19 protein-coding genes are annotated in these 9266 nt (G+C 60.2%); 3 read left to right on the forward strand and 16 right to left on the reverse strand.

Annotation, left to right across the window (positions count from 1 at the left end):
* Nucleotides 1–34: 34 nt before the first annotated feature.
* The 13 genes from ACTJLD_RS22140 to ACTJLD_RS22200 all read right to left on the reverse strand — a co-directional run bounded on the left by ACTJLD_RS22140 (nt 35) and on the right by ACTJLD_RS22200 (nt 5795).
* On the reverse strand, nt 35–460 hold the full coding sequence (locus ACTJLD_RS22140) for a hypothetical protein (RefSeq protein WP_440659689.1): 426 nt from the start codon (nt 458–460) through the stop codon (nt 35–37).
* 28 nt (nt 461–488) lie between these two features.
* The gene (locus ACTJLD_RS22145) at nt 489–821 is read right to left on the reverse strand and encodes a hypothetical protein (RefSeq protein WP_440659690.1); all 333 of its coding nucleotides are present in this window, start codon (nt 819–821) and stop codon (nt 489–491) included.
* On the reverse strand, nt 812–1024 hold the full coding sequence (locus ACTJLD_RS22150; RefSeq protein WP_440659691.1) for a hypothetical protein: 213 nt from the start codon (nt 1022–1024) through the stop codon (nt 812–814). Before ACTJLD_RS22150 ends, ACTJLD_RS22145 begins: the two co-directional genes overlap by 10 nt.
* Nucleotides 1015–1236 carry a hypothetical protein gene (locus ACTJLD_RS22155; protein WP_440659692.1) on the reverse strand — a complete coding sequence of 74 codons (222 nt, stop codon included), beginning with the start codon at nt 1234–1236 and terminating at the stop codon, nt 1015–1017. Before ACTJLD_RS22155 ends, ACTJLD_RS22150 begins: the two co-directional genes overlap by 10 nt.
* 1 nt (nt 1237) lies before the next feature.
* Nucleotides 1238–1597, reverse strand: a complete 360-nt coding sequence (locus ACTJLD_RS22160; protein ID WP_440659693.1) for a hypothetical protein — start codon at nt 1595–1597, stop codon at nt 1238–1240.
* Complete coding sequence (locus ACTJLD_RS22165) at nt 1597–1923, reverse strand: hypothetical protein (protein ID WP_440659694.1); 327 nt, start codon at nt 1921–1923, stop codon at nt 1597–1599. The genes ACTJLD_RS22160 and ACTJLD_RS22165 overlap by 1 nt, the downstream gene beginning before the upstream one ends.
* A gap of 12 nt (nt 1924–1935) precedes the next feature.
* On the reverse strand, nt 1936–2346 hold the full coding sequence (locus ACTJLD_RS22170; RefSeq protein ID WP_440659695.1) for a hypothetical protein: 411 nt from the start codon (nt 2344–2346) through the stop codon (nt 1936–1938).
* 30 nt (nt 2347–2376) lie between these two features.
* The gene (locus tag ACTJLD_RS22175; RefSeq protein ID WP_440659696.1) at nt 2377–2622 is read right to left on the reverse strand and encodes a hypothetical protein; all 246 of its coding nucleotides are present in this window, start codon (nt 2620–2622) and stop codon (nt 2377–2379) included.
* A complete protein-coding gene (locus ACTJLD_RS22180; protein WP_440659697.1) occupies nt 2619–2858 on the reverse strand; it encodes a hypothetical protein in 240 nt (79 codons plus the stop codon). Before ACTJLD_RS22180 ends, ACTJLD_RS22175 begins: the two co-directional genes overlap by 4 nt.
* Complete coding sequence (locus tag ACTJLD_RS22185) at nt 2855–3136, reverse strand: hypothetical protein (protein WP_440659698.1); 282 nt, start codon at nt 3134–3136, stop codon at nt 2855–2857. Before ACTJLD_RS22185 ends, ACTJLD_RS22180 begins: the two co-directional genes overlap by 4 nt.
* The gene (locus ACTJLD_RS22190) at nt 3133–3783 is read right to left on the reverse strand and encodes a hypothetical protein (RefSeq protein ID WP_059608938.1); all 651 of its coding nucleotides are present in this window, start codon (nt 3781–3783) and stop codon (nt 3133–3135) included. The genes ACTJLD_RS22185 and ACTJLD_RS22190 overlap by 4 nt, the downstream gene beginning before the upstream one ends.
* 306 nt (nt 3784–4089) lie before the next feature.
* The gene (locus ACTJLD_RS22195) at nt 4090–5169 is read right to left on the reverse strand and encodes a hypothetical protein (protein ID WP_440659699.1); all 1080 of its coding nucleotides are present in this window, start codon (nt 5167–5169) and stop codon (nt 4090–4092) included.
* A gap of 239 nt (nt 5170–5408) precedes the next feature.
* Nucleotides 5409–5795 (reverse strand): hypothetical protein, encoded by a 387-nt coding sequence (locus ACTJLD_RS22200; RefSeq protein WP_155753732.1) that lies wholly within the window; start codon nt 5793–5795, stop codon nt 5409–5411.
* Between the two features lie 169 nt (nt 5796–5964).
* On the opposite strand from ACTJLD_RS22200, the gene ACTJLD_RS22205 reads away from it, so the two are divergent.
* Nucleotides 5965–6327, forward strand: a complete 363-nt coding sequence (locus ACTJLD_RS22205; protein WP_440659700.1) for a hypothetical protein — start codon at nt 5965–5967, stop codon at nt 6325–6327.
* Between the two features lie 60 nt (nt 6328–6387).
* On the forward strand, nt 6388–7125 hold the full coding sequence (locus ACTJLD_RS22210) for an SOS response-associated peptidase family protein (RefSeq protein ID WP_440659701.1): 738 nt from the start codon (nt 6388–6390) through the stop codon (nt 7123–7125).
* Here ACTJLD_RS22210 and ACTJLD_RS22215 read toward each other — a convergent pair.
* Both ACTJLD_RS22215 and ACTJLD_RS22220 read right to left on the reverse strand, forming a co-directional pair.
* Nucleotides 7082–7804 carry an Imm52 family immunity protein gene (locus ACTJLD_RS22215; protein ID WP_440659702.1) on the reverse strand — a complete coding sequence of 241 codons (723 nt, stop codon included), beginning with the start codon at nt 7802–7804 and terminating at the stop codon, nt 7082–7084. The genes ACTJLD_RS22210 and ACTJLD_RS22215 overlap by 44 nt on opposite strands.
* A gap of 9 nt (nt 7805–7813) precedes the next feature.
* Nucleotides 7814–8419 (reverse strand): restriction endonuclease fold toxin 5 domain-containing protein, encoded by a 606-nt coding sequence (locus ACTJLD_RS22220; protein ID WP_440659703.1) that lies wholly within the window; start codon nt 8417–8419, stop codon nt 7814–7816.
* 61 nt (nt 8420–8480) lie between these two features.
* On the opposite strand from ACTJLD_RS22220, the gene ACTJLD_RS22225 reads away from it, so the two are divergent.
* Entirely contained in the window at nt 8481–8690 is a 210-nt protein-coding gene (locus tag ACTJLD_RS22225; protein WP_440659704.1) for a hypothetical protein, read from the forward strand.
* Between the two features lie 76 nt (nt 8691–8766).
* On the opposite strand, the gene ACTJLD_RS22230 is transcribed toward ACTJLD_RS22225, so the two are convergent.
* Complete coding sequence (locus tag ACTJLD_RS22230; RefSeq protein ID WP_059608932.1) at nt 8767–9264, reverse strand: DUF4123 domain-containing protein; 498 nt, start codon at nt 9262–9264, stop codon at nt 8767–8769.
* Nucleotides 9265–9266: the final 2 nt, after the last annotated feature.

Below are 9266 nucleotides of genomic sequence, written 5' to 3' on the forward strand. Positions count from 1 at the left end.
CTTTGGCCGGTGGCGACTCTATCGGTGATACGCGTCAGTTCTTGAGTGCGAAGATCTTTTCGTCGCGCGGGTTCTTCCAGCCAGGCGCCGACCAGCCCCACACTCCGCGGTTCCTGAATTCCCATGTGGTGTAGAAGGGGCTGTGCTGGATGCACGGCATGATGTCGCGCGGATCAGCATAGAGCGCCGCGAAAAACTCTTCCTTCGTGACAACGCGGAATCCCTCGGGCGCCGTGACTTCACTTTCACTTCCAGCGACACGTCGGACGACGACGTGCTCGGCAACGCTGTAGAACGCGGTCGCTTCGTCGTCGCCATCGAAGGTGATGCGGAGCTGAAAATCGCGCGGCCCGTGCGACACGTCGACCACAAGACGACCCTCGGGCCAGGTCGGACGCATGATGATCCGATCGCCTGCACGCACCTCGTTCGCCGTCACGCTCATGTCCTTCGTGTTCACGTCATTTCCCTTGTTCGTTGCGACAGTGTCAATTCTCGGGATCACCCTGCGGAACACCATCAGCGACGTGCGGATACTTCTCGAAGCACGGGCCGTAGTCCCCGTCGACCCACGCGTCGATGGCATCCTTGCAGCATGTGCAGTAGTAGGCACGCGTCGACCGATTCCACCAGACGATGCCTTCCCCGCGCGCGTCGCGCGCAGTTCGGTTGCACTTGCCCTTGAACAGCCCCTTGCCGCGCTGATCCACGTCCTCAGCCGTGTTACGCGGGAATCGACGGTAACGGTGCGCGAGCGACACGCGCTGCGTCGCCGTCATACGATGTTGGAGCAGCTGGCGCTCACGTTTGGTCAGGTGCATTTGATTCCCTTCATGACGGGATAGGCGTTGTCGCCGAATCCGACCGAGCGATCGAAGAAGTTCTCGTCCACATAGTCGGATGCCGCGCGCCACTGCGCGCTACCGAGCAGCCAAACTTCGTCGCCGAAGTCGTCAACCGTGGTGCCCGCCAGCGAAATCGCGAACGGAACAGGCCGCGCTGAGGGAAAGTGACTCAGTCGCATGCTCCCTCCTCGACCCGCTCGAGGTAGCACGGCCCTCGGCGCCGGCCGTTCTCGTCGTCCCATTCGAACAGCTCGGCAAGCCCCTTAAACACCGGAGAGATCGCCTTGAATTCGCCCGTGTGCTGCCAGTGGACGGTGTCGAACAGGAAGTCGCCCGTCTCGCCGCTGCTGACATCGCGACACTGGATCGCATAATTGGTGAGACACGCCATGTCAGCCCTCGCTCTCGCCGAACGCACGATCCGCGCAGTTTCCGCAGAGGCCGTCGTAACCCTCTCCGCCCGTGCTGTCCTCGCCGCACTCCCGGCACGCGTCATCATCGTTCGGCATCCAAACCCATGCCTGAATCCATTTGCCATCGGGTGCCGGTGCTACGACCGCGCCATCGTTGATTTCGATGTCGTCGGTGTCATCGGTGTATGCCCTGCGCGCGGCATGGAGTAGCTTGTCGTCCGCGAACTGCAGCTCAAGATAGGCAGCCTTCAGTTCGTCAGCAACAGGCTGGGCGTCTTCCAGAATCGCGATGCTTTTGGAGTGCGCGAGGTAATCGCGCAGCGCATTGAGGACTCGCATTACAGATCCTCCCATACGATCGCCCAGACCTTGCGGTATTGCATGATCGTGCAGCCCGCATGCGGCATTGCCCAATCGAGCGGCTCAAATGCCGCGTCTTGATCGGCGTCAGCAAGCGCGACACAGCGGCCGGTGTAGTAAACATTGCGGTCGTCGTCGAGCAGTCGAAACTCGTCGTTGAATTCGGGGTGCTCGGCGACAAAGCGATCCGTCGCTTCCTGTCGAAGCTTCGTGTCGCGGATGGCAACGATCGAGTCCATGGTCGTGTATCTACCGGTGCCCACCTGCCCGTCTCCGAAATGATCGTTCGTAATGATCCAGAACATTGTGTCTCCCTCTCAGAACAGTTTCGCCGGGTGCGCATCTACGCCGAGGTCGCACCATTGCAGCAGGCGCTCGTAGTCCTCGCAAATGGTCTGGTGGCCTGCAAGGAAAGCGGCATAGCCGGCGTTCGTCATGTGCGAAGGTTGACGGCGCGCCGTATAGAAGTAGGCGTTGCTGCGAACGTGTGCGGCCAGGTCCGGACGCTCGTCGTTCCAATGCTTCAGATCGTAGCGGCCGTGATACTGCCCGCCGTGCTCCCATTCCACTTCGAAGTCGCACTTGTCGCAGGCGCCACCTTTGGGCGCCGTGTTCGACCACGTCCACAGTTGTGAATTGGCGTCAGCCCACGAGCCGACTTCGACCCAGCGGTAGGACGCGCCCCCTTCAGCGCGGCGCAGGCGGATCTTAGTGACTGCTGCTTTCATCGGTATATCCCGCGTTGTGTTTCGATATGTCTATTGTCCCGACCGCACGATGGCGCTCTTCAGGACGTGTGCGAACGAAACGGGCACGTAGCGCTCTCCGTTCCACTCCTCGAGGTCGGCGACCTTCGCCTCCGGGCAGCTGCGGCGCGCTTCTCGCATGGCATCTTCGACGTCGCTGGCGCCGATCATGATCCAGCCGAATCTGCCCTTGCAGCGATAGCTCTTGAAGCCCTCTGCCGCGAGTGGGCGGTCGGATATGCGAGCCGACGCGCTCACTCGGCACCCGCCTCGAACGCCCAGCATGACCAACCAGTGCCGTCTGTCATGTTCACGATCACACGGCCGACGTCCGCAAGCGCGAACACGTAGCTGCGATGGTTGTGTCCGAGGTAGTGCGGCCGTGTCTTGCCGATGTCGCTCACCTCCACCTCAAATTCCTGATGGAGTGCGGCGACGTCTCTGCCCCAGGCGTTGCCCGCTACGACCCGCATCGGTTCATTGAGCTTTTTCATGCGTGATCCCGGAACAGCTCGGTAAGTTTCCGATCGGCGAACCGGCAAAGCTCGCCGATGTAGTCCTCCTGATCCAGTTCGCCCGCCTCCCACAACATGTCGAATTCGTTCGCCCAATCGATGAATTCCTCCATCAGGCCGCGGGATCCGTTCAATGCGTCGATCACCTTTCCGCACGCTCTCGAATCGGCCCGAGCCCAGCGATTGCCTGCCTCGAATGCGATGTCCGCGAGAATCTCTTGTTGGCGCTCAAGCGCTTCTTTGGTCAACTCGCTCATGCTCGTTCTGCCTCGCCATGCTCCGCGAGCATCGTGAGGATCTTTTCGGCGAGTTCAGCGCTGACCCAGCGAATCTCGAGGCTGCACTCTTGGCTCGTATGGAGCTCGAGGGTCGCGGAGTAGCCGGCCGGCGTGTTCGTGCGATGCACATGCAGTCGCCTGTTATCACGACTGTCGGGCGTCCAGCACTCACCGACGATGCCCGCAAACTTTTGCATCGCGGCGTCGCGCTGAGCCTCTTCGTCGGCCTCGCTCTTCAGTTCGACACGAACAAGCCCGAGCGCCTTCAGATATCCAGGCAGCAGGCGGCGCTCGATATCGGCCGCCAGCTGCGCCGGCGTCTTGGTGATTGCGAGCGTAATTTCGGACACGTAGCCGATCTGCTCGAACTGAACCGGTCGAAGGTTGTTGACGCCGGCAGTGCTGCCGCGACGGCTTTCGCCAAGCAGATTGAACGACGGAGTTACGACAAGCCGGTTCTTTGCACGATACGGCGAAAAGCGAAGCAGAATCTGGGCGTCGGTATCACGCTCCGGCATGGCGATGTAAAAGTGGTTGTTCGCATACTCCGGGTTCTGGAGCGTCGCGATCCCACCGAGTGCTTCGGCAATAGCCTGGGCATGGCCCGTGTAATCGGTCGTGGTCATTTCGAATTGGTGTTGTGTTGCGATGAATGAATTGTCGTAACGCGCATGCGGCGTCAATAAGTCATCGCTGATGTATCCATTGTAGTAAAGTGCGATGGACTTTCCGCAAGTTTTTGCGGGCATCGCGCAAGAAGTTGCGCACTTGGATCGCAGAGACACGCGTGGATTAGCGCTGGAGACGGGCTAACTCGTCGGGAAGGTAGACAGGTATGGGATGAATTCGGGCTGGTGGCATGCCCGCGGCGCAGCCAGCCATGGCTTCTGGTCTGTGAGGAACAGGTGGGTCACATCCCACCTGTCGCTTACTTACTCCGCCGAAGTCGATTCGGCGGCCGGCTCTGCAGCTGCAGCTTCCGGCGCGGCGCCCGAGCCGCCGTGCTTCGCGAGCGCCGCCATCAAAAGCAGCGATTCCTGATTCGGCACGAACGTGCCCTTCTCGCCCGACGGCACGAGCATCTTCAGCTTCTCCATGAGCGTGACCGTGTTCCGGCCCATCGAACGCGCCGCGCTGACCGAATACGGCTTGGCGATCAGGTTCTTGTGGAGGTTACCGTTCTCACCGGTGGTGATCTTGCCGTCGGCCACCAGCACGTCGAGCGCTCGCTTCAGGATTTCGTTCGGCTTCGCCGCCTTGCCCGACACCCAATCGATCAGGAGCGACGCGCGGTTCTTCACCTTCAGGCCCATGCCGTCGATGATCGCCAGCGTCTCGTCCTGCTTCGCCTTGAGAGCGTCGCCCTCAAGCTCGGCATCGGCCACTTCCAGCACGAGATAGTTCCCGAGGTTGTCGCCGTGCCGGGCCTTGATCCTATCGAGCTTGTTCGCGTAGTGGACGCGCGGGGTGCGCTCCCGCTTCGCTGCAGCCGCTTCGGGATCGGCGGTGTTCTCGGCAACCTGCGCCTTCAGGTCATCTGCCAACGCTTCTTCAGCGATCAGGCGCTCCTTCGCAGCCTCTTCGTCCGTCATCGCGGGCAGCGCCGGCGCATCGGGCGCGACCATCGCGTAGTGCTCCTGCGTCTCGACTTGAGCAACGATCTCCGCGAGCGGGACTGCGGCGCTCTGAACCGCTGTCGGCGTCTCGATCGCCGCGAGCAGCGCGCCCAACTCGGTGTCCGCCTGGGTCTGCGTGGCGGCCGTCTCCGGGAGTTCGATGACTTCGCCCGCGTCGGCGACCAGCGCCGGCACCTCCTCGATTTGCTCGACCACCGGCTCGGCAGCTTCTTCGACGAGCGCTGCGCTCGGGCTGGCGATGTTGTTCACGTCGAGTGCCGTCAGCAGTTCGGCGAGTTGCGGATCCATCGCAGCGTCGACCGAGCCCAGCATGTCGAGTTGGATCGATTGCTGGGTGGCCTTCTTGCTCGAACGGCGGGTGCGGGTGGCTTGCATGGTGCTCTCCTGAGTCAGTAAATTGGTGACGCGCTCGCGTCATGGTTCAATTGTGCTGATCGGGTAGAGGCGCGTAATGCGCAGCGCAGGATGCTTTCTCTGCCCGGTCTTCGTCGCGCTGTTCGCTACGACAGAGACAAGTCTAGAGAGCGGGTATTGGCGCGAATCCTGCGCGGTAGGCTGTGTTTTGCTGATTGAGAATGCGCACACGCGCGATAGCACTTAATGAATGGCGCGACCTACTCTTCACCGCGTCGTGCCTCGTCCTGCAACAGGCATCGGAGCTTGTGAAGGGCAACCAAGTGAGATCCGTTGGATACCTCGTTCCAGCAGGACTGCACGATTTCGCGAAGATGCTCCATTTCACGTATCGAGCGCCGTGTCCGAATGAGCTCCACAATCAGGCGCTCGATGTCGGTGTTGCCACGATACCGGCGCCACAATTCGCGGAGCTGGCGATGGGTCACCGCGTCCATGACGGGCAGCTTCTTGTTTTGGCGAGCCGCATTCGCCCTGTCAATCGCGTCCCGGTCGCGCCGCGTCTTTTCCAGCCTACGAAAGCCCTTGCGCCCGTAACCGTGCCAGTCGACAACCTCCTTCTCGGTCAGCAGCTGGCTGGTATGCACGGGCTTTCCATCGTCGCCAATGAACTCCCAGATGTATCCCCAATTAGGCATAACCGCAGATCAAATACTGTATGGATATACAGCATATCATGCACTATGATGGTTGGACAGCCGTCGCCGTTTGGCCGTTTCTCAGCGCCTCGGACGACCCCATCGGACAGGAGGCAACATGCCGAAACCGAGGACGGTGGTGCAACGGGCGTTCATCGACTGGTGCATCGCATACTCGAAATTCCAGATTGTCGACAACATGTCGGACAACCTGATTTCGTGTGAAGTGAACAGCTATGACGAAGTGTTCGAGAAGACCGCCCTCCGCCTCGGCACATACGGATTCGTCGACGATGATATGGTCGAGAGAGGACGCTACCTGTTCCCTGATGCCCCGGGAGAGCCGACCGGCTCGGGCTTCGACAGCGCCTACGAAGACGTGTGCACCGCGTTGGACGATTGGCTGCGCACCCTGGTCATGCCGTTGGAGCAGATCTCCTTTCTTCCGGAGCCTGAACCCTATCCCGACACTGACGTATGACCCAATCCGTCTTGAAGGCTGGCCGAAGAAGACCGCTTTGGCGCGTGGAGGAAGTGAAGAGTGTGTGCGAACTACAAGCCTACAAAGTATCGCTGGATCCGCGACCGCTTCGGAATTCTGTCGCATGAGAACGACCTATTCCCCATCGACACGCCAACGACTAACCTGCGGCCGCACATGAAAGGACCGATCGTGTTCGACCATGAAGGCCGGCGCCGGATGGAGCTCGCGAACTTCGGGATCACACCGCGCGACTACCTGCCTGAAGGACGCAAGTCGCTGGCAACCTTCAACGCACGCACGGAAACTGTCGGATCGAAGCCCAACTTTTCGCAATCGTGGAAAGCCGGGCGCCTGTGTTTGATCCCAGCGGACTACTTCACGGAGCCGCGCTACACCGCCGACGATTCCAGCTTCGAGTGGTGGAATATCAGCTTGGCGTCGGGCGAGCCGGCGTGCATCGCCGGCCTATGGAAAGCATGGCCCGCCAAAGATGGCGGCGTCACTTACGGCATGACGATGTTGACCGTGAACTGTGACGACCACCCTTTGCTACGGCTGTTCCATCGCAACTTCGACAAGAAGACTGGCGCCCCTGAAGAGAAGCGCTCGGTTGTCATCATTCGCGAAAGCCAGTTCGACGAGTGGCTCATGTGCCGTGACCCTGAGCAGGCCAGGTCGTTCTTCTCATTGCTGCCAGCCGACGAGCTCCACGCCGAAGCGGCGTCGGCAAACGCAGAAAAAGCGCAGGATGTCAGCCAATCTCACCAAGCAGAGGCAGCAGATCCATCGAAATAAGCCGCACTTCAATGTTGTGCGCGACAACCAAGTGCTCCTCGTTGTCGACCGAGAATGGCTCGTCCTTGATGCTGACGATGATGGTTCCGAGCCGCTTCTTTCCATCGGCCGCGAGAACAGGGATGAGCTCCTGCGCCTCCGGGACTTGTTGGACGGTGACTTCGACGGGCAGATACAGCATCCAGCCGACGCCGGGGCGGTCGTCAAACGCCTGCTTCTCTTCGTAGCCTTTCGGCGCTGCCGAGATTACCGCTGGCGCGAACTCAAGCGCTGCCCGCGCCACGATAGCTGCGACACGGTCTTTACTCTCATCAACGAACGCGCCTCGAGCGCTGATCGTGACGGTGTCGGGGAATTCTCCGCCACAGGCGAGAACTTCAACCGACGCGCCGAATTCCGCCCTAACTTGGCCGCCCCATATCCCGAACGACGCCACCGTGTCACCACCGAGTTCGTTCTGTAGCTCTTCGATGGCGGACGAACTCGGGACGCCGTCCGCTTGGTAGACTTCATTGCTTTGCGCTTCTTCGAGCGAATCTCCCTGCATACGCCAATTTTGCCGGGACAGCGCAGGCTCGCCCTCCGCAATAACGTCAATGACCGCGCCGATCTTGTTCAAGGTCTGGACGAAGTCCGCCGGTGGGATTCCGCCGCTCTTGATAGTGCACTCGATTTTCATGACGGATGCTTATGGGAGATATTCCGATTCAATATTAAGCTTCTTCAGTAGGCTGGCCATTTTCTGATACGTCAAGCGCCCCTGAAAATAATACCGCAGTCTCGTTGGTGGGTTCGCCTTCACTGGGCCAGCGCGCCTCACAACGGTCTTCATCATCTTGGGGAAACCCTTGAAAAATTCATCTGAGCCGGGGATCGACCCGTCCAGAAACTGATCGTAGTTTCCCTTTGCTTCCTGCAGCAGACACTCTTCCGCCCTGAAGCCGTCGAAGTCAATTCCTAGCCATTCCCACTCCTCGCTCCACTGACAACCTTCGGTGTCGTAGGCGAAGCCGGTCACTCGGGCCTGATACCGATACGCGGGCCAATTCACCCCGTGATTGTTTCGGACCTTTCTCCCGGAATTTTCAGGCGGGCACTTCTTGCATGGCTTGGTCGAGTCGGAGATTGTTCTGGACTCGGCTTGTGCATCTTCCTTCTTCTGCGCCGTGCTACCCGAGATACTAGCCACGCCCGCTACTGTCGCTCCGCCCAACAAGGCGCCGCCAATAGCTGACAATACCGGACCCACCTCTGTCGCTGCCGCCGCCAGCACCGGGATTAATGGAACTGCCATGCGGAACTCCTTTCAGACTGTCTGGATGTTTGGATCGCCAAGTAACTTCTTGGACGTAGACGTGGAAGCGCTCGTCGGCACTGCGGCCGGGTTTGGTCAGCCATGCACGCGTCGCGGGCTTCGCATAGAAGCCAGGCGAGTAAGCCTCGATTTTGAGGAATTGGACAAGGTGCTCGCTGTCCTGAATGCCGAGCGCGCGGGCGGCCCGATACCCTTCCCACAGTCGATTGTGAAGGTCGATGTCCTGCCCCAATGCAGGATCGGCTTTTAACAAGTCGCGTCGCACGCCGTCGACGAAGTTGCGGGCCTCGCCCTCCGCGAGCGCAGACAGATGTGCTGGTGTGAGATTAAGCGGCATGAGGATGCGCCCTGAATAGCTGTCCGTCGATCTCGAGCAGCCAATCGAACGTTGGGGAAAAGAACATCGTCCGCTCTGTCGAACTGAGCGCAGGCACGAAATGTCGCATCACGCGAGCATCGTAGTAACGCAGCATTACCGAACGGCCATCGGGCAGCGTGCCATCCAACCGCTCACGGAGTTCGGAGGCAAGCTGCACCGGATGGTAAGCGCTGATGATCCAGCTGACCCCATACTCGCTTTGCGCCAACTGCTCAAGTGCATCCCGCGTGCCTCGATCGGATCGCTCGAAGTCGAACAGCCAGGGGCCGGCGTCAGCGAGCGACGCGTCCGGAGTGCCGTCAAGCAGTGCCATCGCAAAATCGGATGAGCGCGTGGGCGCCGAACCGCTCAACTCGGAAAACAGCAACCCATCGACAAGCGCAAATAGGCGGAGCGGAAGGCTCGCGCGTTCCTTCCATGAAGTGAAAATGACCTCAATGCTCACGG

Source organism: Burkholderia sp. 22088, assembly GCF_052045915.1.
Classification (GTDB): Bacteria; Pseudomonadota; Gammaproteobacteria; order Burkholderiales; family Burkholderiaceae; genus Burkholderia; species Burkholderia cepacia.

What these genes read in the sequence shown, in the direction of transcription:
- ACTJLD_RS22155 (WP_440659692.1), bottom strand. Translation starts at nt 1,236, where the DNA reads ATGGCGTGTCTCACCAATTATGCGATCCAGTGTCGCGATGTCAGCAGC.
- ACTJLD_RS22150 (WP_440659691.1), bottom strand. Translation starts at nt 1,024, where the DNA reads ATGCGACTGAGTCACTTTCCCTCAGCGCGGCCTGTTCCGTTCGCGATT.
- ACTJLD_RS22190 (WP_059608938.1), bottom strand. Translation starts at nt 3,783, where the DNA reads ATGACCACGACCGATTACACGGGCCATGCCCAGGCTATTGCCGAAGCA.
- ACTJLD_RS22215 (WP_440659702.1), bottom strand. Translation starts at nt 7,804, where the DNA reads ATGAAAATCGAGTGCACTATCAAGAGCGGCGGAATCCCACCGGCGGAC.
- ACTJLD_RS22145 (WP_440659690.1), bottom strand. Translation starts at nt 821, where the DNA reads ATGCACCTGACCAAACGTGAGCGCCAGCTGCTCCAACATCGTATGACG.
- ACTJLD_RS22170 (WP_440659695.1), bottom strand. Translation starts at nt 2,346, where the DNA reads ATGAAAGCAGCAGTCACTAAGATCCGCCTGCGCCGCGCTGAAGGGGGC.
- ACTJLD_RS22165 (WP_440659694.1), bottom strand. Translation starts at nt 1,923, where the DNA reads ATGTTCTGGATCATTACGAACGATCATTTCGGAGACGGGCAGGTGGGC.
- ACTJLD_RS22180 (WP_440659697.1), bottom strand. Translation starts at nt 2,858, where the DNA reads ATGAAAAAGCTCAATGAACCGATGCGGGTCGTAGCGGGCAACGCCTGG.
- ACTJLD_RS22195 (WP_440659699.1), bottom strand. Translation starts at nt 5,169, where the DNA reads ATGCAAGCCACCCGCACCCGCCGTTCGAGCAAGAAGGCCACCCAGCAA.
- ACTJLD_RS22160 (WP_440659693.1), bottom strand. Translation starts at nt 1,597, where the DNA reads ATGCGAGTCCTCAATGCGCTGCGCGATTACCTCGCGCACTCCAAAAGC.
- ACTJLD_RS22205 (WP_440659700.1), top strand. Translation starts at nt 5,965, where the DNA reads ATGCCGAAACCGAGGACGGTGGTGCAACGGGCGTTCATCGACTGGTGC.
- ACTJLD_RS22220 (WP_440659703.1), bottom strand. Translation starts at nt 8,419, where the DNA reads ATGGCAGTTCCATTAATCCCGGTGCTGGCGGCGGCAGCGACAGAGGTG.
- ACTJLD_RS22185 (WP_440659698.1), bottom strand. Translation starts at nt 3,136, where the DNA reads ATGAGCGAGTTGACCAAAGAAGCGCTTGAGCGCCAACAAGAGATTCTC.